General features: G+C 63.3%; 24 protein-coding genes. 18 read left to right on the top strand and 6 right to left on the bottom strand.

The genetic code is table 11. The features are described from left to right. The first annotated feature begins 2 nt into the window (after nt 1–2). From CKW32_RS09380 to CKW32_RS28215, 9 genes are read left to right on the top strand one after another with little or no spacing between them, the layout of a single operon-like run. On the top strand, nt 3–872 hold the full coding sequence (locus tag CKW32_RS09380; protein ID WP_032885732.1) for a branched-chain amino acid ABC transporter permease: 870 nt from the start codon (nt 3–5) through the stop codon (nt 870–872). Continuing rightward, nucleotides 872–1,897, top strand: coding sequence for a branched-chain amino acid ABC transporter permease (locus CKW32_RS09375; protein ID WP_095184703.1), 1,026 nt, complete (start codon nt 872–874; stop codon nt 1,895–1,897). Before CKW32_RS09380 ends, CKW32_RS09375 begins: the two co-directional genes overlap by 1 nt. Then, nucleotides 1,894–2,616, top strand: coding sequence for an ATP-binding cassette domain-containing protein (locus tag CKW32_RS09370; RefSeq protein WP_095184702.1), 723 nt, complete (start codon nt 1,894–1,896; stop codon nt 2,614–2,616). The genes CKW32_RS09375 and CKW32_RS09370 overlap by 4 nt, the downstream gene beginning before the upstream one ends. Further along, complete coding sequence (locus CKW32_RS09365) at nt 2,609–3,313, top strand: ABC transporter ATP-binding protein (RefSeq protein ID WP_095184701.1); 705 nt, start codon at nt 2,609–2,611, stop codon at nt 3,311–3,313. The genes CKW32_RS09370 and CKW32_RS09365 overlap by 8 nt, the downstream gene beginning before the upstream one ends. 10 nt (nt 3,314–3,323) lie before the next feature. Beyond that, nucleotides 3,324–4,838 (top strand): amidase, encoded by a 1,515-nt coding sequence (locus CKW32_RS09360; protein ID WP_095184700.1) that lies wholly within the window; start codon nt 3,324–3,326, stop codon nt 4,836–4,838. Beyond that, entirely contained in the window at nt 4,835–5,959 is a 1,125-nt protein-coding gene (locus tag CKW32_RS09355) for a transporter substrate-binding domain-containing protein (RefSeq protein WP_095184699.1), read from the top strand. The genes CKW32_RS09360 and CKW32_RS09355 overlap by 4 nt, the downstream gene beginning before the upstream one ends. Before the next feature lie 16 nt (nt 5,960–5,975). Then, nucleotides 5,976–6,578, top strand: coding sequence for an ANTAR domain-containing response regulator (locus tag CKW32_RS09350; protein WP_095184698.1), 603 nt, complete (start codon nt 5,976–5,978; stop codon nt 6,576–6,578). Between the two features lie 13 nt (nt 6,579–6,591). Further along, the gene (locus CKW32_RS09345; protein WP_095184697.1) at nt 6,592–7,746 is read left to right on the top strand and encodes an iron-containing alcohol dehydrogenase; all 1,155 of its coding nucleotides are present in this window, start codon (nt 6,592–6,594) and stop codon (nt 7,744–7,746) included. Next, entirely contained in the window at nt 7,743–7,895 is a 153-nt protein-coding gene (locus CKW32_RS28215) for a hypothetical protein (protein ID WP_155989950.1), read from the top strand. Before CKW32_RS09345 ends, CKW32_RS28215 begins: the two co-directional genes overlap by 4 nt. A 111-nt stretch (nt 7,896–8,006) precedes the next feature. Here the strand turns inward: CKW32_RS28215 and CKW32_RS09340 are convergent, their stop codons facing one another. The 6 genes from CKW32_RS09340 to CKW32_RS09315 form a co-directional block, all read right to left on the bottom strand. Further along, nucleotides 8,007–8,942, bottom strand: coding sequence for a FecR domain-containing protein (locus CKW32_RS09340; RefSeq protein ID WP_095184696.1), 936 nt, complete (start codon nt 8,940–8,942; stop codon nt 8,007–8,009). Beyond that, nucleotides 8,939–9,448 (bottom strand): sigma-70 family RNA polymerase sigma factor, encoded by a 510-nt coding sequence (locus tag CKW32_RS09335; protein WP_032885202.1) that lies wholly within the window; start codon nt 9,446–9,448, stop codon nt 8,939–8,941. Before CKW32_RS09335 ends, CKW32_RS09340 begins: the two co-directional genes overlap by 4 nt. Nucleotides 9,449–9,676: 228 nt before the next feature. Further along, a complete protein-coding gene (locus tag CKW32_RS09330) occupies nt 9,677–11,224 on the bottom strand; it encodes an MFS transporter (protein WP_095184695.1) in 1,548 nt (515 codons plus the stop codon). A 14-nt stretch (nt 11,225–11,238) separates the two neighbouring features. Further along, entirely contained in the window at nt 11,239–12,456 is a 1,218-nt protein-coding gene (locus tag CKW32_RS09325) for a cytochrome P450 (RefSeq protein ID WP_095184694.1), read from the bottom strand. Continuing rightward, a complete protein-coding gene (locus CKW32_RS09320) occupies nt 12,456–13,133 on the bottom strand; it encodes an HAD family phosphatase (protein WP_095184693.1) in 678 nt (225 codons plus the stop codon). Before CKW32_RS09320 ends, CKW32_RS09325 begins: the two co-directional genes overlap by 1 nt. Beyond that, the gene (locus CKW32_RS09315) at nt 13,130–14,167 is read right to left on the bottom strand and encodes a ScbA/BarX family gamma-butyrolactone biosynthesis protein (protein WP_160016627.1); all 1,038 of its coding nucleotides are present in this window, start codon (nt 14,165–14,167) and stop codon (nt 13,130–13,132) included. The genes CKW32_RS09320 and CKW32_RS09315 overlap by 4 nt, the downstream gene beginning before the upstream one ends. 277 nt (nt 14,168–14,444) lie before the next feature. Between CKW32_RS09315 and CKW32_RS09310 the strand changes: the two genes are divergently transcribed. The 9 genes from CKW32_RS09310 to CKW32_RS09270 all read left to right on the top strand — a co-directional run bounded on the left by CKW32_RS09310 (nt 14,445) and on the right by CKW32_RS09270 (nt 26,080). Next, nucleotides 14,445–17,138 (top strand): TonB-dependent receptor, encoded by a 2,694-nt coding sequence (locus tag CKW32_RS09310; RefSeq protein ID WP_095184691.1) that lies wholly within the window; start codon nt 14,445–14,447, stop codon nt 17,136–17,138. Nucleotides 17,139–17,157: 19 nt separating this feature from the next. Beyond that, nucleotides 17,158–17,817 (top strand): class II aldolase/adducin family protein, encoded by a 660-nt coding sequence (locus tag CKW32_RS09305; RefSeq protein ID WP_095184690.1) that lies wholly within the window; start codon nt 17,158–17,160, stop codon nt 17,815–17,817. Nucleotides 17,818–18,143: 326 nt separating this feature from the next. After that, nucleotides 18,144–18,935, top strand: coding sequence for a transporter substrate-binding domain-containing protein (locus tag CKW32_RS09300; protein WP_143499345.1), 792 nt, complete (start codon nt 18,144–18,146; stop codon nt 18,933–18,935). Continuing rightward, nucleotides 18,928–19,665: an amino acid ABC transporter permease gene (locus CKW32_RS09295; protein ID WP_218229577.1), complete on the top strand. Its 738-nt coding sequence runs from the start codon at nt 18,928–18,930 to the stop codon at nt 19,663–19,665. The genes CKW32_RS09300 and CKW32_RS09295 overlap by 8 nt, the downstream gene beginning before the upstream one ends. Then, nucleotides 19,655–20,332, top strand: a complete 678-nt coding sequence (locus CKW32_RS09290) for an amino acid ABC transporter permease (protein ID WP_095184688.1) — start codon at nt 19,655–19,657, stop codon at nt 20,330–20,332. Before CKW32_RS09295 ends, CKW32_RS09290 begins: the two co-directional genes overlap by 11 nt. Then, a complete protein-coding gene (gene metC, locus CKW32_RS09285) occupies nt 20,329–21,543 on the top strand; it encodes a cystathionine beta-lyase (protein ID WP_256585280.1) in 1,215 nt (404 codons plus the stop codon). The genes CKW32_RS09290 and metC overlap by 4 nt, the downstream gene beginning before the upstream one ends. Next, complete coding sequence (locus CKW32_RS09280; RefSeq protein WP_095184687.1) at nt 21,540–22,574, top strand: ABC transporter substrate-binding protein; 1,035 nt, start codon at nt 21,540–21,542, stop codon at nt 22,572–22,574. The genes metC and CKW32_RS09280 overlap by 4 nt, the downstream gene beginning before the upstream one ends. Nucleotides 22,575–22,595: 21 nt before the next feature. Next, nucleotides 22,596–24,884, top strand: coding sequence for a TonB-dependent receptor (locus tag CKW32_RS09275; RefSeq protein ID WP_095184686.1), 2,289 nt, complete (start codon nt 22,596–22,598; stop codon nt 24,882–24,884). Nucleotides 24,885–24,886: 2 nt separating this feature from the next. Next, nucleotides 24,887–26,080, top strand: coding sequence for a dipeptidase (locus CKW32_RS09270; RefSeq protein WP_095184685.1), 1,194 nt, complete (start codon nt 24,887–24,889; stop codon nt 26,078–26,080). The last annotated feature ends 6 nt before the right edge of the window (nt 26,081–26,086 follow it).

The raw sequence follows: 26,086 nt of genomic DNA, 5'->3' as shown, positions 1-26,086 counted from the left end.
ACATGGATTGGGCTGCCATTTTTTCCCTGCAAATCGTGGGCGCCATCGCCACGCTGGTGCTGCTGAGCATTGGCCTGGCGGTGGTGTTCGGAATGATGAAAATCATCAACCTCGCCCACGGTGAATTCATGATGCTCGGCGGTTACGTCGCCGTGCTCGCCACCCACAACCTGCACGTTCCGATCTGGATTTCGATCCTGGTGCTGGCGCCCTTGAGCGTGGGCCTGTTCGGCATGCTGGTGGAACGCCTGCTGGTGCGACACCTGTATGGCCGCATGATCGACACCATGCTCGCCACTTGGGGCCTGAGCCTGGCACTGACCGGCGCCGCCACCATGCTGTTCGGCAACACGACGGTGGGCATCAGCTCGCCGTTGCCAGGCATCACCGTGGGCGCTTATCAAACCAGCGGCTACGGCCTGTTTGTGATCGCCGTGGCGGTCGCCGTGCTGCTCGGCATGTGGGCGCTGCTGCGGTTTACCCACTTCGGCCTGTGCGCCCGCGCCACCATGCAAAACGCCAAGATGGCCGCTGCACTCGGGGCCAATCCCGGACGGATCTACAGCCTGACCTTTGGCCTGGGCGCAGCGCTCGCGGGCTTAGGCGGTGCCGTGCTGGCGCCGCTCACCGGGGTGATTCCAACCCTCGGCGCCAGCTACATCGCGAAGGCTTTCATCACCGTGATCGGCGGCGGCAGTGCAGTGATCACCGGCACCCTCACCGCCGCCGGTGGCTTCGGCGTGATCAGCCAGGTGGTGACGTTCTTCAGCACTCCGGTGTTTGGTGAAGTGGCGTTGCTGCTGGCGGCCATTGTGCTGATTCGCGTACTGCCCCAGGGCATTACCGGTCGATTCTTTCGGAGGGCGTTCTGATGCCTGTTGATACCCGCACCCTGTTACCGGTGCTCGGCTGCGTCGTGGCTGCGCTGCTGGTGGCGGTCCTGCCACAGTGGCTGGATCTGTTTACCCTGCTGTCCTTAACCATCTACTTGGTCATGGCCCTGCTGGCCCTGAGCCTTGCGTTTATCTGGGGCTTCGGCGGCATCCTGTGCTTTGGCCAGGCGGCGTTTTTTGGCCTGGGCGCCTATGCCTATGCCATCGGTGTGCTGAACATCGGCGACAGCACCTGGCCGGTGCTGCTGGCCATCGCAGTGCCCGCCCTGGTCGCCGCCGCCATGGGTTACTTCATGTTCTACGGCGGCATCAGCGACGTGTACCTGGGGGTGATTACGCTGGCGGTCACGCTGATTCTGTTCAACGTGATGAACTCCACCTCGGGCTCCGAATACCACATCGGCAGCGCACTGCTCGGCGGTTTCAACGGCATTCCGGCCATTCCCACCCTCAACATGCCGTTCAACCCTGAGCGTGTGCTCGAACCGGAAACCCTGTTCCAAGTAATCGGCGCCGCGCTGATCCTCTGTTACCTGGGGCTGCGCGGGCTGCTCGCCAGCCGCTTCGGCAAAGTGGTGGTGGCCATTCGTGAGAACGAACAGCGCGCCGGTTTGCTGGGCTATGACACGCGCCTGCACAAGTTGATCGTGTTCAGCCTGGGTGGCGGCATCGCCGGGCTCGCGGGTTGCCTGTTCGCCAACTGGGGCGCGTTTGTCAGCCCAGGCGTGTTCGGATTGGCGCAATCGGCGCAGATCATCATCTGGGTCATCGTTGGTGGCCGTGGCACCTTATTCGGGCCGATCCTGGCGTGCATCGGCATCCAGGCGCTGATGGCGCGCCTCGGTGAACAGCAGCATGTGGACAGCGGCTTTGTGCTCGGCCTGATTCTGCTGGTGTTCGTCATGTTGCTGCCCCGTGGCTTGCTGCCGACCTTGACCGGTTGGGCAGCGCGTGTTTTCCAACGTCGCCCGCAACCGACACCTGCACAGGAGCGCGCACTATGAGCCTGTTGCAAACCCAAGGCCTGGGCGTCAGCTTCGGCGGCGTTCACGCGGTCAAAGCCGTGGATTTCACCCTCGAAAGCGGCGAACTGCGTTGCCTGATCGGCCCCAATGGCGCCGGCAAAAGCACCTTCTTCAAGATGCTCAGCGGCCAACTCAAACCCACCCGCGGCGTATGCCACTTCAAGGGCCAGCGCATTTCAGGGCTGGCGCCGCACCATGTCGCCCGGCTCGGCATCGGCATCAAAACCCAGGCCCCCAGCGTCTTCGACGGCCTGGATGTGCTGGAAAACCTGCGCTTGGCCGCCAGTCGCCGACAAGCGCCAAACGAAGCCCGCGCCACTGCCGAGCAGACCCTGGAACGCATCGGCCTGGTCGACTTGCGCGCACGCCTGGTGGGCGACCTGGCCCACGGCCAACGCCAATGGGTGGAGCTGGGCATGATCCTCGCCTCGCGCCCGGAGTTGGTATTACTGGACGAACCCGCCGCCGGCATGACCTACCAGGAAGTGCGCAAGACCGCCGCGCTGATCAAAGAAATCAACGCCCACAGCACCGTGGTGGTGGTCGAGCACGACATGGAGTTCATCCGCCTGATCGCAGGCACCGTCACCGTGTTCAACCAAGGCGCAATCCTCGCCCAAGGCAGCTTTGCCGAAGTGACCCAGGACCCGGCCGTGCGCGAAGCGTACTTGGGCAAGCAGGAGATCAAACATGCTTGAAGTCATCGGTCTATCCGCCGGTTATGGGCGTATTCCCGTGTTGCGTGACATCCGCTTGAGCTGTGCCGCCAACACCTGCGTCGGTGTACTGGGTCGCAATGGCATGGGCAAGACCACCCTGTTGCGCGCCTTAATGGGCGAAATCCCCGCCATGGCCGGCAGCCTGCATTTTGCCGGAGAAGACTTAAGCAAAGCCGCCGCCCACCAACGCGCCCGCGCCGGCATCGGCTATGTGCCCCAGGGCCGGCAGATATTCCCGTACCTGAGCGTGCGGGAAAACCTGCGCATGGGCTGCGTGAAGGACTTCGCCGCAGCCGACGCCACCATCGAACGCATCCTCGCGTACTTCCCGCGCCTGCACCGCTTGCTCGACCAGCCCGGTGGCGCGCTGTCCGGCGGAGAGCAACAACTGCTGGCCCTCGCCCGCTGCCTGTGCGGCAACCCGAAAATCATCCTGCTGGACGAGCCCACCGAGGGCATCCAGCCATCGATCTGCGACGAAATCATTGAAACCCTGCAGCGCCTACGTGTGGAACAGAATCTGGCGGTGATCCTGGTGGAACAGGACATCGAATTTCTCAGTGCCCTGTCCGACCGCATACTGATCATCGAGAACGGCCAACTGGTGGACGAGGTCGACCCGGCTCACACCAGCGCCGAAGCCATCGCTGAGCGCTTCATGGGCTTTCATGCATAAGGAACCTGCCATGTCTATTCAACGCCCTACCCTGGCCGATCTCACCGAAGTCGGCCACAGCCTTGGCCTGCAAATGGCCGAGCCGCTGCTGCACGAATACGCGAACATTCTCGACGCCGTGTGGCAGGACTACGACCGTCTTGACGGGATCGCAACCTCGCCATCGCCCCCCCGTTACCCTCGCGGCCCCGGCCAGGTGCCGCAGCACAACCCTTACAACGCCTGGTACGTACGCACCGAGATTCAGGGGGCACCAACGGGCAAGTTGGCCGGCAAGCGCGTGGCGCTCAAGGACAATATCTGCCTGGCCGGCGTGCCGATGATGAACGGTGCATCGACCCTGCAGGGCTACGTGCCGGACATTGACGCCACTGTCGCGACACGTGTGTTGGACGCTGCCGGACAGATTCTGGGCAAGGCCCATTGCGAGTTCTTTTGTGTGTCGGGCAGCAGCCATACCAACGCCACCGGCGCAGTGCACAACCCGCGTAATCCGGGGCATTCCACCGGCGGTTCGTCGTCGGGCTGCGCGGCGCTGATCGCGGCCGGCGAAGTGGACCTGGGCATCGGCACTGACCAGGGCGGTTCGGTCCGCATTCCGGCGGCCTACTCCGGTATCTACGGCATGAAGCCGACCCATGGGTTGATCCCCTACACCGGGATCATGCCCATCGAGATGACCTTGGACCACGCCGGCATCATGAGTGCCAACCTCGCCGACAACGCCCTGCTTCTGGAAGTGCTGGCCGGCGCCGATGGCCTCGACCCCAGGCAGGACCGCGTCGTGCCGACCGAAGCCTATACTCAGGCCCTCGGAAAAGGCTGCAAAGGCCTGCGGATCGGTGTGGTGCGCGAGGGCTTCGGGCATGCCAACTCCGAGGCCGATGTGGACGCGGCGGTACGCCGTGCCGCTGCGGTGTTCGTAGACCTCGGGGCACGGGTGGAGGACATCTCGATACCGCTGCACGCCCTGGGCCACGCCATCTGGACACCCATCGCGGTGGAAGGCACCACCCAATTGCTGCGCGGCTACAATTACGGCTCGAATTGGAAAGGCCTGTACGTAGAGAGCCTGATGAACGCACAGCAAGACTGGCAGACCCAGGCTGGGCAATTCCCCCACGACCTGAAAACCTGCCTGCTGGCCGGTGAATACGCGTACACGCGTTTTGGCGGCCAGTACTACGCCAAGGCTCAGAATGCTGCACGGCAATTACGTGCGGCCTACGACCAGCAATTGCAGGACTTCGATGTGCTGCTGATGCCCACCGTACCGCTCAAGGCGCCAACCTTGCCGACAGCAGACGCCTCACCCAGCGAGTGGGTGCAACGGGCCCTGGAAATGAACGCGAACACCGCGCCCTTCGACGTTACCGGCCACCCTGCCCTGTCACTCCCGTGTGGGCTTGCCAGTGGCCTGCCAGTGGGCATGATGCTGGTGGCGCGGGACTACGACGAAGCCACGCTGTACCAGGTCGCGCACGCCTTTGAACAACATATCGACTGGGAAAGCCTGATTTCATGAGCGCCTCTGACTACAAAGTCGGCCTGCTGTTTTCCGAGAGCAGCCTTACCGCTGCCTCGGAAACCACCCAGGCCAATGCCACCCACCTGGCGATCGCCGAGGTCAACGACGCCGGCGGCATCCACGGACGGCCACTGGTGCCAGTGGACGGCCATCCCGGCGCGGAACCGTCGGACTACCGCGACAGCGCCCTGCGCCTGTGTGACGAACACCAGGTGCAGGTGTTGTTCGGCACCCACATGTCGAGCACCCGCAAAGTAGTGTTGCCGGTGGTCGAGAGCCGCCGCCGACTGCTGTTCTACCCGACCCTCTACGAAGGGTTTGAATACTCGCCCTGGTGTTACTACACCGGTTCCGCACCGAACCAGAACTCAGTCCAACTGGCGCAGTACGTACTGGCGCATTTCGGCAACCGCGTGCTCTTTGTCGGTGGCTCCTACGTGTACCCGTTCGAGTCCAACCGCATCATGCGCGAACTGTTCGAACAGGCCGGTGGCGAAGTGGTGGACGAGATCTACTTGCCGTTCCACGCCACCGCCGAGGACTTCGAACGGGTGATGCAACGGGCGCGGGCCACGGCTCCGGATGCGATCTACTCGACCATCGTCGGCAGCGATATTCCGGCCCTGCACCGCGCGTACCGACAGGCCGGTTTCGACCCGGCGCGCATGCCCATCGTCAGCCTCGCGACCAACGAGGTCGACGTGTTGCACATGAGCGATGAAGAGGCCGAAGGGCATGTGTCGGCGGCGCCGTGGTTCTCCACCCTGGCGACGCCTGCCAGCCAGGCGTTCGTCGCACGTTACCGAACGCGCTTCGGTGACACGGCGCCGCTGACGGCGGGGGGTGAGGCGGCGTACTTCCAGGTGCATCTGTTCGCCGAAGCAGCGCGGCGTGCCGAGGGTTCGTCCATTGAAGCGCTGCGCAAGGCCTTGGCCGGTGCGCAGTTCGACGCGCCCCAGGGCCGCGTGCAGATCGACCCGGACACCCAGCACACTTGGCTGTGGCCTCGTATTGCGCGTCTCGACCACCAACGCCGTTTCGAGCTGGTGGTGCAGAGCGAGCAGCCGGTGAAACCCAGCCCTTACATGGTCGATTACCAGCTGGATGTGCAGCCATGAACAGTGGGAGTGCGAGATGACCCAGGCACCTTCGCTGTTGCGCGAACTCAAGGGCCTGCGCGTGCTGGTGATTCACCCGGTAGATGCCGAGGCCCGCGTGGTGCTGGACCAGTTGCAGCGCATCGGTTGCATCGTTGAGCAATGCTGGCCGGTGCCTGCGCATTTGCCAGAGCACACCGATGTGGTCCTGCTCGCCGTGGAACTCAGCCAGCGCCTGAATACCCAGGCGCTGGTGGAAGGCTTGAGCGAACAGGCGCCGCCGATCATTGCCGTGGTGGGCTATGAAAACCCGTCGATGCTGCAACTGGTGCTGGAAACCCAGCCGGCAGCCGTGATCGAGCGCCCACTGCGACCCTTTGGCTTGTTGACCCAGTTACTGATGGCCCGCGCTGCCTGGCGTGCGCGCATCGACATGCTGGCGCAACTGCGCAAATTACAGACCCGGCAACCGGCGGTGTCGAAGATCTCCATGGCCAAGGCCCTGCTCATGGCCCGCCATCGCATCGGCGAAAACGACGCTCACCGGCGCCTGCAACGCGATGCCATGGCCAGCCGCACCAGCATGGAAGCGGTGGCCCAGACGATCATCGATGCCGGCCTGCCCCCTCAATCAGAATAAGCAGAGGTTATTCATGCAAGCATTCAATTTCAGCACCACCGCGCACCTGATCTGCGCCAGCGGCGCCGCCGCCGCCCAATTGGCCGAACAGTGCGCCGCCCGTGGTGCACGCAACGTATTACTGGTCACCGACGCAGGCATCCTGCGCCACAACCTGCTGGATTCAGTCTTGCCCGGTTTCACCGCTGCGGGGATCAACCTGCAGGTGTACAGCGACGTCCTCGCCGACCCGGCCGAAGAGCTGGTGCTGGCGGCCACTGAACAAGCACGTGCAATCGGTGCCGACCTGATCATCGGCTTCGGCGGCGGCAGCTCCATGGACACCGCCAAGCTGGTCGCCTACCTGGCACACCCCGAGCAACGCCAGGGCTTGAGCGACATCTACGGGGTCAATCAGGCCAACGGCGCGCGTCTGCCGTTGATCCAGGTGCCGACCACGGCCGGGACCGGTTCTGAAGTCACGCCGATTTCCATCGTCACTACCGCCACTGGTAAATCCGGCGTGGTGTCCCAGCAACTGCTGCCGGACCTGGCGATCCTTGACGCACAACTGACCGTCGGCCTGCCCGGCCCGGTCACCGCTGCCACCGGCATCGACGCGATGGTGCACGCCATCGAGGCCTACACCAGCAAGTTGCGTAAAAACCCGATCTCGGACCTGCTGGCCCGCGAAGCCCTGCGCCTGCTCAGCGCCAACCTTGAGCAAGCCGTGCGCGAGCCGCAGGACCTTGAAGCGCGCCAGGCCATGCTGCTGGGCGCTTGCCTGGCCGGCCAGGCTTTCGCCAACGCGCCGGTCGCGGCGGTGCATGCATTGGCTTACCCGCTGGGCATCACATTCCACCTGCCCCACGGGCTGTCCAACGCACTGGTTCTCAACCCGGTGCTGACCTTCAATCTGTCCCACGCCCATGCGCTCTACGCCGAACTGGCGCCGTGCGTACTGGGTGAGCGTCTGCTGCCAGGAGATGGCGCCGCACAACTGATTGAAGAACTGCGCAGGATTCATGAAGCGGTCGGGCTGCCTTTGCGCTTGAGAGACGCCGGAGTCACTTTGGAAAGCCTGCCGGAGCTGGCCCGCAGTGCGATGCAACAACAGCGACTGCTGGTGAACAATCCACGGCCCGTGCTTGAGGAGGACGCGTTGGCGATTTATACCGCAGCCTATTGAAAATCTGGCGTGGCAACTTCGCCAATCTGGACCTCGGGCTGGACTTCAACTTGGGCCGATCGTGGCAAATGGGCGTCTCCTACAAGACCGCCCTGGGTAGCGACGAACGAAACGACACCTTCCGCATCGGCGTGGATGGCAAGTTCTGACGCGCTTACTGGTGATAGCAGTGGGTCAGTCAATGCAACAGTGACTGACCCACTGTAAGGGCGGAGCCCTAGGCCGCCGTTACCGCAGCAACGGATATGTTCCCAACCCGCCTACACCCTCCCCCCAATCAACACAACCATTCCCCCCCACTGCCTGACCCTGATCGGCAAACTCTGTTCCAGCGCCTCCAACGTCTGCTGCGCATCATCCAACGGAAACCGCCCTGTCACCCGCAACCCCGCCACTGCCGAGTCCAGCCGTACGATGCCACTGCGATAGGGCCGAATCGCATCCACCACGCTCGCCAATGTCTGATTACGCACCACCAACCAACCCTCCAACCAAGCGGTCTCACTGGTCGCCATCGGCACCTGAGTGAGAATCCGCTGATGATCAAACACCGTGCTCTGATGCATCGCCACGCGCTGCTGCGTACCGCCTTCGAGATGCAACACCACATCGCTGTCGAGGGTGACCAGACGCAAGGCCGCACCCTGCTCGCTCAGCATCAAGCGACCGCTGGCGCCAGTGATACGTCCGGCACGGCTACTGACCTGCAACGGGCGCGAGGCATTCACTAATATCTCGCCTGCACGCAGCTCCAGGCTGGGCTGCCCGTTGGCGAGCGTCGCGATCACCTGGCTGCGGGCATTGAGTTTGAGCGTCGAGCCGTCGGGCAACTGCCAGGTACGTCGCTCGCCCGTGCCGGTGGCGTATGACTGCCCGCCCGGTTCAAAGCGCGTGACCCAACCCACACCCGCCGCCAGCCCCAGCGCACACAAGCTGGTGCGCAGGAACGCGCGGCGACTGTTGGGCTGTTCCAGGCTGCGCAACAGTTGCGAGCTGGAGCGTCCACGCCACGGCGAAGCCTTGAGTTGATCCAGCCCTGCGATCAGTTGCGCGTAGACCTGACGATGATGGGCCGAAGTGCCACGCCACGCCTCCAGCGCCGCTTGCTGTTCGACACTGAAATCTCCGGACTGGATCTGCACCAGCCAACCAATGGCCTCCTCGGCCACCGGGTCGTTCAACGCTCGTTTGCTCACTCGTTCAACCCTAGGTAACAGGCGCGCAGGGCCTGGGTCATCAATTGGTGGATGCGCCCCAGCGACAGGCCGAGCCGTTCACTGATTTGCGCGTAGGTCATGCCGTCCAACTGGCTGTGCACGAAGACCGCCTTGGCTTGCCCTGAAAGACCATCCAGCAGCCGGTCAATGGCCAGCAGGCTTTCGATCAGGATCAACTGTTCCTGGGGCGACGGGTGCACGTGTTCAGGCACTTCGGCGAGGATTTGCAGGTAGGCTTTTTCCAGATCGCGACGGCGCCAGCCCTCATACATCAGGCGCTGGGCGATGGTGGTGAGCAGCGCGCGCGGTTCGCGAATGGCCGTGGGATCGGGCAGCATCCACACCTTGAGGAAGGTCTCGGCGGCGATGTCCTCGGCGCTGTGGCTGCAACCGGTGCGGTACGACAAGCGTGCGCACAACCAGCTGTAGTGCTGTTGGAAAATCTGGCCGATGAGGCGGCTCTTGAGCAAGGCATTCGGGTCCATAGGTCCATAGTCTTCATGGACTGCACACGCCAGCGGACAAGTGGTGGTGGGCCTGTCGGTTTGAGGTAGACCTGCATCCAGGCAGGTGAGTCCAGTTTGCCCCAGCGGGCATCACCGGATAAAAGAATAAAAACATCCAATAAGCTGCATTTTCTGCATAACCCTTGGCACCCCTGCAGGCACGCAAAAGCACCGCCTGCGAGCGCCGCAGGCGGTGTGGTGGGTCACTCAGTTAGCGGCTAATTGCGCCTCCGTACGCTCCTGTTCACGCAGCGGGCGCACCAGCCAGGCGACCACTGCGGTCAGCACCAGCAGGATCGCGGCCAACGCCCAGAGCACGCCGTGGAACGCACTGTCATAGCCGCCGATAAACAGGCTGTGCACCGTGCCGGCCTGTTCCGTACTCAGGGCTTGCAACGACCCGGTGAGATTGCCGGCGGCCACGTCATCGATCCAGCGTTGCAGGGTCGAGGGATCGGGCGCCAGGCGGCTCAAGGTTGTGCGCAATTGGCTGTCCAGCAAGGTGGCCAGCAACGAACCATACAACGCCACAGCAATCGCCTCGCTGCCCAGGCGGAAGGTGTTAAGCAAACCGGCAGCCATCCCGGCTTTCTGCTCGGGCACGGTCTTGAGCGCCAGGCCATCCACCAACCCGGCCGACAATCCCATGCCAATGCCCACCAGCAGCAACGGCACTGCCAGTTGCCACAACGCCACGCCAACCTGGCTGACCAGCGCCAACGACACGACGCCCACTAGCAACGCAATTAGGCTGACCTTGAGAATGCCGATCGCCGACACCCCACGCGCCGCCCACTTGCCGGCCAGAATCGGGCAGAACAGCATTGGCACCGTCAGCAGCAACATCGCCAGGCCTGCGTGGGTCGCGCTCAATTGCAGTACGCCGAACAGGTAGCTCGGCAAGTACGTCAGCAGCGTCACAAAGCCAAACGATGCCGCCACGGTGACCAACGCCAGGCCGACAAAAGGCCCGCTTGCCAGCAGCGACAGGTCCAGCATCGGCTGGCGATGGCGGCGTTCCTGCCAGGTAAATACCGCCAGCAACACCGCCGCGACCGCGACCAGGCCCAGCACGCCCGGGCTGCTCCAGCCCCACTGCGAGCCCTGCACGATGGCAACCATCAGCGCCAACAAGGCCAACACAAATAACGTCGCGCCCGGCACATCAAAGCGTGCAGTGCGTTCTGCCAGTTCGCCGTCCCGCGTGATCAAAGGGGTGCCCAACAGCACAATGACCAAGGTGACTGCGTGCGCCCAGAAAATCGCGCGCCAGCCGACGCTGTCCAGCAGTAAGCCGGACAAGGTCGGCCCCAGGCTCACACCCAGCCCCGCAACGGTGCCGAACAAGGCAAATGCACGTAACCGTGCCGGCCCACTGAAGTGGGTGGAGAGGATGGCAATGCCGCACGAGAAAATCGCCGCCGCGCCAATCCCCGCCAGCCCCCGTGCCGCGTCCAGCAACCACGCGCTGTCGGCCACCGCAGACAGCACCGAGGCCACCACATACAGCGACGCACCGGCGACAAAACAGCGCTTGCGCCCGAGCCGATCAGCCAGCGCGCCCCAGGCCAGGGTGAAGCAGGCAAACGCCAGGTTGAAGGCGTTGACCACCCATTGCAGGCTGGTCAACGGCGCCTGGATATCGGCGCCGATGGCCGGCAACGCGAGGGCCGTGCCGGAGATGGAGCTGGGCACAACGAAGATCGCCAGCAGGATGATCGAGAGTAGAGCCGTGTCGGCAAACGAGTTTTTCATGGGTCCTTCCAGGGTCAGGTTGAAGTGAAACCGTGCACCGGCAAACGCACCGGTCGGCGCAGGATGATGCCGTCGACCCAGGGCACCTGGTCCGCCGGCACCGCCAGGCGCAAGTTGGGAAAGCGCTGCACCAGAATCTGCAACACCGTGGTGATTTCCAGGCGCGCGAGGGCCGCGCCCATGCAGTTGTGCATGCCGTAGCCGAACTGCAAATGCCGCGCGTCGTTACGGTCCAAGCGAATCGCCAAAGGTTCAGGAAACACCGCTGGGTCACGGTTGGCTGCAAATGCATCGGCGTAGATGATGCTGCCCTCGGGGATCAACCCCCACGGCCCGTCAAGGTCGACACTGGCCAAGCGCGGGAAGGTCGAGATGGTGCCCAGGGGGATCACGCGCAGCAGCTCTTCGACAGCATTCGGGATCAGCGCAGGGTCGTCCACCAACTGCTGCCACAGCTCGGGCGCGGCCAACAGGGTGTACACCGCCTTGGTGAGCACGGTAAGAATGTTCTGGTCGCCGCCGATCAGCACGCCGAGCAGGATGCCCACCAACTCCTTGTCGTTGAGTGGCGGTTCACTGTCGTTGCGGGTGGCGACGAAACGCTGGATCAGCCCATCGGGATAGGTAGGGCGCGCGCCCGTCACCAGGTCGGTGAGGTAGTTGTAGACGCCCCAGAATTGGTTCAGCAGCTCCGGCACATCCGCGTCCGACGCGACCTGCACCGTATGGCTGAGCGGCCGATAGTATTCACGGTCACTCAGGGGAATGCCGAGGAGTTGGCAGTCCACCGTCGCAGGAATGTGATCAAGCACCTGGGCAAACAGGTCTGCACCGGGGGCCTGGCGCTGTAATACATCCAGGCGCTCATGGGTCGCCTGCTGCACTTTTTCCGCCAGCAACGCCACCCCACTGGGGCTGAAATCCCGCGCGACCACTTTACGCAAGCGGCCGTGATCGGGAATGTCGTTGTTAAGCAGTAACTCTGGCGGCGTGATGGTGGGCAGAAAACTCGCACCGTCTTCTTCGTTGCACGGAGCGCGAATGGCGCGGTTGTCCAGCAGCAACGCCTGCACGTGTTCATAGCGGGTTAGGTGATACGCCAAGTGGCCGCTGGGCAAGAGGATCCTGGGCAAGCCATTGGCGGGGCTGGCGGGTTGATAGGCTGGCGGCGCATCCAGGTTGGGGATGCGCGCCACGGTGACTGGCGGGGTGGTGACGACGGCGATATTCATCAGGCAGGCTCCCCGACAGGTTGCACCAGGTTCACACCAGTCAGGCGCTGCAACTGGGTAAGGGCCTGGTGGTTGTCGATAAAGTGCAGCACTTGCCAGCCCAGCGCGGCGGCGGCGTCGATGTTTTCGGCCACGTCATCGATCAACAAACTGTCAGCCGCGCTGACGCCTGAACGTGCGGTGGCGACCTCGAAGAACGCCGCTTCCGGCTTGCGGGTGCCTTCCCGGCTGGAATCGACGATCAGGTCGACCACCTCGTCCAAACCCACCATCGCCCGCCAGTGCTGCTCCCACTCCACCACGTTGTTGGTGAGGATGCCCACACGCAATCCAGCACCCTTGAGCGCACGCACCGCGGCCACCAACGGCGCATTGGCCGGCACTCCGGCGAACCAATGCTCGCCAAAGGTTTGCAGGCGCGCACGGGACAAATCAATCTGCGGGTCGCGGCGCCGCAATGCCAATTCCAGGCGTTGGCCCCACTCCTTTTCGGTGAGCAAAGCGCTCTCCACCGGCGCCAGCATCGGCACGCCCAGTTCCTCGGCCACATCACTCATGGCCTGTTGCAGCACGCGCGGGGCCAAGCCGGTCTTGACCTGATACTGCTCGAACAACGCGGGGATCGGCGGCGACAGCACGCCCCCGAAATCGAACCAGATAAACTTCAAATCGCTCATCGCACACCCCCCGCAACCAAGGCCAACGGCTGGCTGGCCGCCACGGGCAACAACTCAAGCTCGGCTGTAGCAATCACCACGCCGCCCTGCTCCACGTCCAGGGCCAGAGTGATGCGCCCGTGTTCATCGATTGCCAGGGCATTGAGATCGGCACGCACCCGTGTCGGCAAACCGAACTCGCCGAAGCGGGTGAACACCACATGGCAACTGGACAACAGCCACTGATCAGGGGCGGCCTGCAATTGCCGATCCGCCACCACCAAGGCCGCTTGCCGGAAACCTTCGAGCAGCAGCATGCCGGGGATATGGTCGAGGGGATGGTCGAAGATCGCCGGGTTGTTAAGGTCCACAATCAGCGGCGCCACCAGGCGGTCGGCGCCCTGCTCCACGTCCTTGCCCAGCACCACGTTGTTCAGCCAATGGCGCCCTACCGCCGACGGGCTCAACGGTGGCGGCAGTTGCGCCAACGGGTCCGCGTCGGCGGGAATCGCCGCCAGGCCACGGGCGCGCATCTTGTTCCACGAAGCGCCGCTCATCCAACGGATGCTCATGCGTTCGTGCCGTGCGGCGACTTCGCCATTGATGCTCAGGGACATGTTCAGGGTCACGCCACTGCGCTCGCCATGGCGCAGGTATTCGTCCACCACAAACACATCGATCTGTGCCGACGCCGGGCGATCCCCCACCACCAGCAAACTGCGCTCGGTGACGCGAGTGACACTGTCCAGGTAAATAAACTTGTCCTGGGCACTGACATCCAAGAACGCATGAGAGATATAGATCGACGCCTGGCGGAACACTTCCAGCAATAACAACATGTCGTAGTGGGCCGAGCGATGCGTATGTTCACTGAAGTAACTGTGGGTACGCGGTAGTTGGGCGCTGCAGCGGAAGTTCCCCTCTTTTACCAACTCCGCGCCCGTCAGGAAGACTTCGCTGACAGCAGCGCGGTGCACCATGCTACGCGGCACAGTGTTTTCGCAATGGATCGCCGGCGCTGGGCTGGCTGGATTTAGAACGGACAATTCAGACATGGGCATCTGTCTCCTGATGAGCTTTTCCGTAAGCGTGCAGACCGCTGTACAAGTCCATGACTTGTGAGCTTTGCGCGGACAACCCGATCTGGCTGTCAGTACCCTTGTGCAGATACTCCCTTATATTTTCACTGCACACTTAGATCAGTTTGATCGAAGCTTATAAGCGCAACTAAATGATCTAGAGACCGAACTAAGTGTTCTAACTTAGTAGTGAAAAAAAGCCCATGAAGTTGCTCAAGGTCGTAAAGAACATCACGACCCGGAGCAGATTGGCATGTTGAAAACAGGATTCACCCTGGCGCCCCTGGCGTGCGCATTGGCCCTGGGCGGCCTGGCGCTGCCAAGCCTGGTGCTGGCGCAAAACGATGCGGCCGCCGTACACAAGGTCATTGAGTTCAATATTCCCGCCGGGCCCCTGGATGAAGTGCTGCTGAGCATTTCCCAGCAAAGCGGCCATTCCATCGCTTTTGATCCGCCGCTGGTTGAAGGCCGCGCAAGTCATTCGATCCAGGGCCGCTTGAGCCAGGAGCAGGCGCTGGGGATCGCCTTGAGTGGTTCACAACTGGGCTTCAGCCAGACCGCCAGCGGCGCCGTGTTGATCCATCGCCTGACGGACACCAGCACACCCGCAGCCGCGATCAGCAGCGAACCGGCCGCGCCACGCCTTAAGTCGGTTGAAGTGATCGGCACCCGCCGTAGCGATGTCACCGCCCTGCAAAGTGCGGCACCGGTGGATGTGATCAGCAACGAACAACTGGAGCGCAGCGGCACCGATAACCTGGCCAAGGCCCTGGAAACCCTGGTGCCGTCAGTGAACTACCCGCAAGTCAACGGCACCGATGGCGTGTCGTCGCAGCGACCGGTGTCGCTGCGCGGCTTGGCGTCGGATCAAGTGCTGGTGCTGGTCAATGGCAAGCGTCGACACGCTTCGGCATTCGTCAACACCAAAGCCACCTTGGGCCGGGGTTCCCAGGCGGTGGACTTGTCGACGATTCCAGTCAGCGCCGTCGACCATATCGAAGTGCTGCGTGATGGCGCCTCGGCCCAATACGGCTCCGACGCAATTGCCGGGGTGATCAATATCGTGCTCAAGGAGCAGGATCACGGCGGCGCGGTGCAAAGCACCTTTGGCCAATACACCAAGGGCGATGGTTTTCGCCGCTCGGTCGGTGGCTGGACCGGTTTCACCTTGCCCGGCGACGGCTTCCTCACCCTCAGCGGCGAGGGCCTGCGCAGCGAGCGCACGTCCACCGGCGGCACCGATGGCCGGCAGTTCTACCCCACTGCAGATGCCCGCGAAGCGGATGCCGACCGTCATTGGCGCTACGGTTCTCCGGGGCTTGAGGATTGGAACCTGGCGCTCAACACCGGCCTGTCGCTCAACGATGCGGTCGACCTCTATGGTTTCGCCACTTACCAGGACCGCACCGGTGAATCCCAGGCCACCTTTCGCCGGCCTATCGACGCCAACAACCTGGTGGCCGTGTACCCCAACGGATTCCTGCCCCTGCTCGATGTACGTTCGCGGGATGCGTCGGTCACTGGCGGGGTGAAATTGCGCGATGACAGCCTGGGCAGCTTCGATCTCAGCGCCAACTACGGCCGCAATCGCATCGACTACCACCTCAGTGATTCGCTTAACGCCAGCCTCGGACCTGCCAGCCCCACCAGCTTCAACGCCGGCGCGCTGATCAACGAGCAAACCAACGTCGGCCTGGACCATGTGAAGGAATTCAAGGTGGGCTGGGGCGCGGGCCCGCTGGTGTTTTCCAGTGGCCTGGCGTGGCGTAACGAAGCCTATGAAGTGATCGCCGGCGACCTTGCTTCCTGGACACACGGAACTGCTCTGCCCACCCGTGCCGGCGGCGCCCAGGGTTTTCCCGGCACCCAGGACAGTGACGAAGGCCGTTATTCACGCCATGTGTTCGGCGGCTACCTGGGCCTGGAGCAGCAGGTCACCGACAAACTGCAACTGGGCCTGGCCGGGCGCAGCGAGCACTACGATGATTTTGGCACCACGACCACCGGCAAGTTTTCCGTACGCTACGACCTCACCCCGCAGTGGGGCCTGCGCTCGACGGTAAGCAGCGGTTACCGCGCGCCGACGTTGGGCCAGATCGGCACCTCGGCGACCCAGACAGAATTCAAGGCCGGCGACCCCACGGCCTATCAGGTCGGCACCGTCAGCGTGAACACGCCGGTAGCCCGGGCGTTGGGCGCCAGTGACCTGAAGCCGGAAAAATCCACCAGCCTGTCCCTCGGTGTGGTGTGGCAGCCGCTGGAGCGCGCGAGCGTCAGCGTCGACGCGTATCACATACGCATTCAGGACCGTATCGCCCTGTCGGAAACCCTCAGTGGCACCCAGGTCAGCCAGATCCTCGCCAGCCAAGGCTATGGCAACTACTCCGGCGTGAGCTTTTTCACCAACGCCCTGGACACCAAGACCAGCGGCGTCGATGTGGCCGCCCACTATCGTCTGGACCTGGACGACGCCAGCCAACTGACCCTCAACGGCGCGTTCAACTACAGCAAGACCCAGGTCACCGATATCAAGGACAACCCCGGCCCCCTCGCCGGCACCGGCATCACGTTGATCAACCGCGAAGCCCTCAGCTACGTGGAAAGTGCCTCGCCCAATACCAAGCTGATCCTGGGGGCCGACTGGCGTAAAGGCGCGTGGCAGGCGAGTTTCAACACGATCCGCTATGGCACCTACACCCTCGATTCCAACCTCGGCGAAGCCCGCGACCAGACGTTTTCCGCGCAGTGGGTAAGCAATGCCAGCGTGTCCTACGACATCAGCCAGGCCCTCACCCTGACACTGGGCGGCAACAATATTTTTGACAGCTACCCCGACAAGATCGACGTGGCCAACCGCTTTGTCGGTGGGCGCGTGGCCTACCAGAGCATCTCCCCGGCCGGTGCCGAAGGCGCCTTCTACTACGTGAAAGCCGACTACCGCTTCTGACCCTCATTAAGGAGTTCCCATGAGCTTTGATCCTGTGCGTTTTACCCAAGAGTTCGAGCATGACTTTGCACTGGCCAAGCAGTTGCTGATCAAGCATCAGGTGCTGTCGGGCAATGAGGCGGGAAACATCAGCCTGCGTGTTCCCGGCGAAGAGCGGCTGGTGATTGCCTCGTTGAGCGGGGCTGACAGCGGTGTGGCGGCGATTGTGGATTTCGAGTTGCAGCGCAGCCAGGGCAGCCTGACTGACAACCTCAAAGAGGTGGCGGCACTGCATGTGGCGATTTATCGCGAGCGGGGCCAGGTGAATGCGGTGATTCATACGCACTCGCCGTATCTGACGGCGTTTGCGATTGCGGGCCGGCCGTTGCGGGCCCATGCCTCTCAGTTGTTGGGGATTCTGGATGAGGATCAGGAGGTGCCACTGACGGCGTGGGGGCCGCGGTATGCGCCGGAGCCGGTGGTGGCGGCGTTGCGCGAGCATCCGCGGGCGCCGGCGGCGTTGCTGGCTAATCATGGTCCGTTTGCCTGGTCCGAGCGGGGGGTGTTGGCGGTTACGCGGTTGTTGATCAATTTGGAGGAGGCGGCGTATTTGACGTTTTTGGCGCAGCAGCTCGGTACTCCGCAGCCGTTTCCCAGTGGCGCGGCGCAGCGGTCGCGGTTGGGGTGGAGTGCGACATGAGCGGTGTTGCGACTGACACGGCACGGTCTGGGTTTGGGAGGGGTGGTGCGACGATTCGACTGGCTTTCGGTCGTGGGTTATCGGTGTGCATATCCGTTGCTGCGGTAACGGCGGCTTTGGGTTCCGCTCTTACAGCGGCTCACTTTTGGAAGAGCCCAAACGTAAGCAAAAGGCTCTTGCCCCACCACTCGGTGCCTCGCCTAGGCTCGGCATGCCCTCACTCCGGCCAGCGTGGTCGACGGGGCGCTGTAGATCAAAAGCCAGGTCAAAAGCCGGATCAAAAGCATCGCTTTGCGGGCTTCCGGCCGGGTGGGTTGGTTGCGGCGGTGCTTGCTTTCAGTGTGCTTTCGGCTCACGCCGAGGTTTTGCTCGAACGGGCTCAATCCCGTGGCACGCTCAATGTCTGCACCAGTGATGAGTTTCCTCCGTTCAAGATGCTGGATGCCCAGGGCAAGCCCAGTGGGTTGATCATGGATTTGATTGTTGATCTGCAGCAGCAGTTGTCTGCTCGGGTCGGTCAACCGTTGAAGTTGTCGTTGGTGCAGGTCAATCCGCTCAATCGTTTGTTGTTTCTCGATCAGGGACGTTGCGAGGTGTTGGTGACGTCCTTGTTGGACACGCCAGCCCGGCGTCGGGAAGTGGATTTTGCCAGTCCGGGGTTTTATAGCTCGGCGGCCACGGTGTTTGCGCCGAAAAGTACGGCGGTGCCCGATTGGGAAAGTCTGCGCGGCAAGACGCTCTGCGCGCCGGCCACAAGTGTGTGGGTGCGGCCATTCGAAAGCCGCTACGGCGTGCAGTTCGCGTCGTTTAACGGCACCGCCGAGGTGCGCAAGGCGGTGGCTGACAGTCGTTGCCTGGGGGCGATGGGGGATGATGCGTTGTACAGCGCCCTCGCCCGTCAACCTGAGTGGGCCGACTACGAGGTCAAGCTGCCGGGGCAGGCACCGGCGCCGTGGGGGATTGCCCTGCGCAAGGGCCAGCCGGAGTTGTTGGCGGCGGTGTCGAGCATTGTCGAAGGCTGGCATGCCAAGGGTCTGATCATCACGTTGGAGCAGCGTTACGGTCTGGCGCCGAATGCCTGGGTCGCGCAGCAGCATGCGCAGGCACGCCATGAGTGAGGTCAGCCTGCGCCTGTGGCTGGAGCAGCACGGCCTGTCGCTGAGCATCGTCTGGGACCCTATGGACCGTCAGCGTTTTCTGCTGGGCCTGGGCCTGACCTTGCTGTTGTCACTGGCAAGTATCGCGCTGTCGCTGTTGATCGGTGTCGTCGGCGCCGCCGGCCTGGGTTCGCGCCAAGGTCTGTGGCGCGGGATCAGCGGCGCGTACGTGGCGTTGTTTCGCAACACGCCGCTGTTGGTGCAGTTGTTCTTTTTCTACTTCGGCGTCGGTGCGTTACTGCCGCTGGTGGACGGGGTGCGCCTGCTCAACGGCACGCAGTGGGCGATCATTGTGATCGCCCTGCACAGCGGCGCGTTCCAGGCAGTGAACCTGCGTGCCGGGATTGATGGGGTGCCACGCACCACCCTCCAGGCGGCCGCCGCTCTGGGTATGCAGGAGCGCACCGTGCTGCGCCATATCGTGCTGCCGCTGGCGCTGCGCAATAGCCTGCCGGCGATGGGCAATACGGTGGTGCAGACCATCAAGTCCACCTCCATCGCCTATGCGATCGCGGTGCCGGAGTTGCTCTATGCGAGCAACCGAATCTGGTCGGATAACTTCAACGTCGCCGAGATGATGCAAGTGCTGTTGCTGGTCTGGCTGTTGTTGATCGGCCTCAGCAGTTGGCTGTTGCGCCGCCTGGAGTATCACCTGCGCCTGCCGGGCCAGGAGTTGCCGAATGCTGCCTGAACCTTCGCCACTGATGCTGCTGTGGCAGTGGGCCCCGGCGCTGTTGCAAGGCTTTGGCCTGAATATCCTGATGGGCGTCACCGCCATGTTGGTGGCGACGGTCCTCGGCGTCCTGCTTGGCAGCCTGCAAGTCAGTGCTCGCCCGGCTCTGCGCCGTGGTGCCGGACATCTGAGCCGTTTGCTGCGCAACCTGCCCTGGCTGGTGGTGATGTTTTACGTGGCCTACTTGCTGCCCTACGAAGTGCAGTGGGCCGGGCGCTGGTGGCAGTTGCCGGACTGGCTGAAAGTCGCGCTGGGCCTGGCGTTGCCCGCCATCGGCTACGTCTCGGAGATTGTGCGCGGAGGCGTGTACGCGGTGCCGTCGGGCCAGTGGGAGGCCGCCCAGGCCTTGGGGCTACGCCACGGCCAGGCCCTGCGCTACGTGATCATTCCGCAGACCCTGCCAAGCCTGGTAGCGCCGTGGATGAACCTGTATTGCGCGGTGACCATGTCCACTTCCCTGGCCAATCTGCTGGGGGTGGAAGAGCTGATGACCACCCTGCAATCGCACCTCTCCAGCCAATTGCGCAGCGACCTGCTGCTGCCCGCCTATGGCGTGGTGTTTATCGCGTTCTTTCTCTACATCTATCCCCTTTCACGCTGGGCCAAACGGCTGGAACGCCGATGAGCCTTTCGACGAGTACCACGACCATGCGCGACGACACCCTGTTGACCCACCTCGGCCGTGATCCGGCCAACCATGCCGGTACCGTCAACACCCCGGTGTATCGCAGCTCGACCTTTATCTGGCCCGACACCAGCACCCTGACAAACCACCTCCAGCAGGCCGATGACCCGCACTACCGCGGGCATATCTACGGACGCAACGGCAACCCCACCACCGCCGCGTTCGAAGACGCCGTGGCCGAATTGGAGGGTGGTTTTCGGGGGCTGATCATGCCCAGCGGCCTGGCGGCGATTGTCGGTGCGGTGTTGGCCGTGGCGCGGGCCGGCGACCATATTCTGGTCACCGACAACTGCTACTGGCATGCGCGCCAGGTGTTCGACCAAATCCTGCCGCGCTATGGCATCCAGGCCAGCTATTTCGCGCCGATGCTCGGCGCGGATATCGCCGGTTTTCTGCGCCCGAATACACGCCTGGTGTATGCCGAAGCGCCCGGTTCAAGCACGTTCGAAGTGCAGGATATTCCCGCCCTCGCCCACGCGGCCCACGCCCATGGCGCGCTGCTGATGCTCGATAACACCTGGGCCACGCCGCTGTTTTTCAAGGCGTTTGAACACGGCGTGGATATCTCGATCCATGCCGCCACCAAGTACCTGGTGGGCCACAGCGACGCGATGCTCGGCGTGATCGTCACCACGCAAGCGCTTTACCCCGGCGTGCGCGACACCGTGCGTCAGCTGGGCTATATCGCCAGTGCCGACGACGCCTACCTGGGCCTGCGTGGCCTGCGCACCCTCGGCGTGCGCCTGCGCCAGCACGAGCGCTCGGCACTGACCGTTGCGCAGTGGTTGCTACAGCGTCCGCAAGTCGCCCAAGTGCTGCATCCGGCCTTACCGGGCGCGACGGGACACGACGTGTTCAAACGCGACTTTCTCGGCTCCACCGGCCTGTTCGGCGTGGTGCTCAAACCCATCTCAGAACCGCAAACCAAAAGCTTTCTGGAAAGCCTTCGGCTGTTCGCCATGGGCGCCAGTTGGGGCGGTTTCGAAAGCCTGATCCGCCAGCAGCAACGCCACCCTTCGGCCCAGATTGAACCCGGCGTGTTGCTGCGCCTGCACGTGGGCCTTGAAGCCGTCGAAGACCTGATCGCCGACCTGCAACAAGGCCTTGAACGCCTGACTGTCACCCCACCTGCCCCAAGGAGTCTGCCATGAGCCAAACACTGCCCACCCACTACAGCATTTGCCCGCTGCTGGTCGCGTCCAACATCGCCGTGGAACTCGGCTGGCTGGATGAGGAGTACCAGCGCGTCGGTGCCGAAGCGATCTACCTGCGCTCGCTGCCCGATAACCAGGGTTGGCTGCCGCACTTCACCCATGGCGAGTCGCGGTTGATTCGTGACGGCGGCGCCGTGCCCGCCCTGTGGGCGCGTGCGGATCAGGCCGACACGCTGCTGGTGGCCACCACGGCGAGCCAACGCGCCGGGCAGATTCTGGTACGCGCCGACGGGCGTATCCGCCAGGTCGCGGACCTATTCGGCAAACGCATCGGCGTCCCGGTCAGCCGTAACAAGGCGCGGGTGGATGTGCTCAAGGCGCTGGCCGAGCATGGCCTGTTCAATGCGCTGCAACTGGCCGGACTGGAGCCGTCCCAGGTGCGGCTGATCGAGCTGGAGGATGAAGGCGATCCCCACACTTTGCAGCCGGCCGCGCGGCCATCGGCGTTCTGGGCGCAATTGCACGGCCTGCACGGCAAGCCGGGCCAGGAAGTCCGTGCATTGGCTGAAGGCCGTGTGGAGGCGGTGCATATCGCCGCCGGGCACGTGCCGGCGTTGCTCGCCAGCGGTGAATTTACGGTGATCGAAGACCTGGAGCGCTACCCCGACTGGACCCTGAAAAACCATAACGGCCCCTACGCCACCACCGTCAACCGCGCCTTTGCCGAACAACACCCGCAGGTAGTCGTGGCGTTCCTGCGTGCGGCGATCCGCGCGGGGCGCTGGATCAACCAGCACCGCGAGGCCGCCGCTGAGGTGTTCACCCGCGTGACGTTCCTGCCGGATGCCGGGTTTATCCGCCAGGCCATCGCCGAGCTGGATTTTGTACCGCAACTGGGCCCGCAGAACCTCGCCGCGCTGGATCTGAAAAAGGATTTCCTGGTGCAGCGCGGTTTCTTGCAGAACGACTTCAGCGTGCATGAGTGGGCCCGGCCCGACTTCCTCGCCCAGGCCCACGCCGGGCTCTAACATTCCAACCAAGGACGAACAATGATTGCTCAGTACCGTAAAACCCTGCTCGCCAGCCTGCTGCTGGCCGACTCCACGTGGGCCGCGCAAACCGCCAGCTCCACCGAACCGCAACTGAGCAAGGTCGAGGTGGTCGGCGCACGCGTCACCGAAGCCAGCGCCGCCATCGGCGAAGACAAGATCAGCAACACCCTGAGCATCTCGCACCAGGCGCTGCTGTCGGCGCCGGCGGGCACCTCGGGGCTGAAAATGCTCGAAGCGCTGCCGGGCTTCAACGTGCAGGTCAACGATGCGCTGGGCTTGTATGAGTTCGGCAACTCGGTGTTCGTGCGGGCGTTCAATTTGCAGCAGATCGGTTTTTCCATCGACGGCGTGCCGTTGGGCCGTACCGACCAGTTTGGCGGCAGCCCGATCTATCGCTACGTCGACAACGAAAACACCGAACGGGTCACGGCCTCTACCGGGGCCGGGGATGTGTCGCAATCGGGCTATGCGTCACTGGGTCCGTATGTGGATTACCAGACCAGCAACCCCACGGTGAAGCCTGGCGTGAGCCTGTCCTATACCTTGGGCAGCGACAGTCTGCGGCGCAGTTTCGTCAAGTTGCAAAGCGGCGAATACCAAGGCCTGTCAGCGTATTTCAGCCGTTCAAAAATCGACGGTGACTTGTGGCGCGGCCCCGGCACCATCGATCGCGAACACTTGGAGGCCAAAGTGCGTTATCGCTTCGGTGATCGCGATGAAGTGTGGCTGCGCGCGGTGCACAACTCGTTCTACGACTATGACTCGCCCTACGTCAGCATCGCCCAGTACGACGGCAGCGCCAACGACCCCTTCGGGCGTTCGGGCCGTTACTTCGCCTACCTGGACAGCCTTCCCGATCTACCCGAAAGCGTGCCGGGTGTGCGCTACAGCAACACCGGCTACAACCAGCTCTACAAACAGGCGGTGAACCAGCGGCGCGACACCTTGTACAGCCTCGGCGGCCAGTTCGAGATCCGCCCGGACCTGCTCAACTACACCACCCTGTACTACGAAGCCAAGAAGGGCTTTGGCGTGTCGCCCGAGGCCTACGCCACCTCCCTGGCGCTGCACAATGCCGAAAGCAATGTGGACGGTCTGTTCGCCCCCAAAGGCGTGCAATACGGGCTGTCATCCCTGAGCGGGCACCGGTTCGGGGGGCGTACCGGGCTGCAATGGGAAGTGGGTCATCACCAGATCGACACCGGGCTGTGGGCCGAGACCGATGTGTTCAACCGCCAGCAAGGCCGCTACAACCTCACCGATGGCAGCCCGGCTGGCGAGCCGCTGTTCAATGAACCGGTGCACCTGCAAGGGGATTTCAGCTCCACGCGCAATTCGTTGCAGTACCACCTCAAGGACACCTGGACCCTGCTCGATGATCGCCTGCGCCTGCAATTCGGCTTCAAGAGCTTGAACCTCAAGTACCGCATCGAGGGCTATCGCAACGCCGGTGACTACATCAACAATCGCCAACCGCGCCTCAGTACCCAATGGAACGACGCCTTCCTGCCCCAGGCCGGGCTGGTCTACAACCTCACCGACGACACCCAAGTGTTCGCCTCTTACTCGGAAAACATGGCCCTGCCCCGTGGCGCCGACGACATTTTCCGCGCTGCCAGCCCTAGCGCACCGCCGCCGGATGCCGAACGGGCGAAGAACTACGAGGTGGGTTATCGCATCAACCGTCCGACCTTCAACGCCGCCTGGGCGCTGTACCGCACCGACTTCGACAACCGCCTGCAAGCCTTTGCCTCAGCGGTGCCCGGCAGCAGCCAGGTGGAAACCTACTACCAGAACGTCGGCAAGGTGCAGGCCTACGGCACGGAGCTGAGCGGTCAATGGAAACCACCGATCCTGGCCGACAAGGTGGTGCTCAACGGCAACCTGACCTACAACAAATCCACCTTCCAGAACGATGCCGCCGGCCTGTCGATCCGTGACAATGACGTGCCCGACAGCCCCCGCTGGCTGGCACAGGCCGGGGTTACTTACGAGCTGGCACCGTGGGCGTTGCTTAACTTTTCGGCGCGCTACATCGGCGAGCGCTACAGCAACTTCACCAACAGTGAATCGGTGCCCGGTTACACCCTGTACAACGCCTACCTGGACTTGGGCGGCGAGCGCGTGCATTACGGCCCGCTGAAAAACGTCAAGTTGCGCTTTAACGTCGACAACCTGTTCGACAAGGACTACCTGGGCTACATCCTCACCAGCACCAGCGGCCCCGCCGTGTTCCGACCCGGCTCGCCGCGCACCTTCCAAAGCACCTTGAGCATGGAGTTTTGAACATGACCAAGCGCCTGCTGATCCTCGCCTTGTTGCCGTTTCTGGCCCACGCGCAAGTGAGTCCCTCGACCCTCGCCCTGCACCAGCGCCTGCTGGTGCTGGACAGCCACCTCGACACACCGCTGACCCTGACCCGCCCTGGTTGGAACATCCTGGAGCGCCACGACTACGAACAGGACGGCAGCCAGGTCGACCTGCCGCGCATGCGCGAAGGCGGCCTGGATGGTGGCTTTTTTGCGGTCTACACCCCTCAGGGCCCACGCACCGAGGAAGGCCGCGCCTACGCCAGCGCGTATGGCCTGGCCACCCTCACGCGCATCCGCGACGTCATCGACCGCAACCCCGACAGCTTCGCCCTGGCCCTCACCGCCGACGACGCCCGACACATCGCCGCCCAAGGCAAGCGCGTGGTGTTTATCAGCATGGAAAACGCCGACCCGCTGAGCTCCGATCCCGATTTGCTCAACACCTACTACCGCCAAGGCCTGCGCATGCTCGGCCTGGTGCATTTCATGAACAACGACCTGGCCGACTCGGCCACCGCCCTGCCGGAATGGAAAGGCCTGAGCCCCAAGGGCCGCGACCTGGTGCAGCGAGCCAACCGCCTGGGCATCCTGCTGGACGTGTCCCACGCCAGCGACGCGGTGTTCGACCAGATGCTGGCGTTGTCCAGCGCCCCACTGATCGCCTCCCACTCCAGCAGCCGCGCGGTCAACCCGCACCCGCGCAACCTCGACGACAACCGCGTGCGCCAACTGGCCGCCAAGGGCGGTGTCATCCAGGTCAACGCCTACAGCGACTACCTGATCCCCCTCACGCCCAACCCGGAACGCAACAAAGCCATGGCCGCACTCGGTGCACGCTTTCACAACCTTGCCGCCCTGAGTCCAGAACAGATCAAGACGCTCTACCAAGAACGCGACACCCTCAACCAACGCTTCGCCCAACCCAAGGCGAGCTTCGACGTGTTCATGAAGCACCTGCTGCATTTGCTCGAAGTGGCCGGCCCCGATCACGTCGGCATAGGCGCCGACTGGGATGGCGGCGGTGGCGTGACCGGGCTGGAAGATGTCAGCCAGTTGCCGGTGATTACCCAGCGGTTGTTGGATGCCGGGTATAGCGAGGCGCAGATCGCGAATATCTGGAGTGGGAATTTGTTGCGGGTGTTGCAGGCGGCGCAATCCGCCGCCCTGTAGCCTTAA

Source organism: Pseudomonas sp. Irchel 3H9 (assembly GCF_900187495.1).
GTDB lineage: Bacteria > Pseudomonadota > Gammaproteobacteria > Pseudomonadales > Pseudomonadaceae > Aquipseudomonas > Aquipseudomonas sivasensis.
The sequence above is the reverse complement of the archived record's forward strand: the minus strand, read 5'-3'. Positions and strand labels throughout refer to the sequence as shown.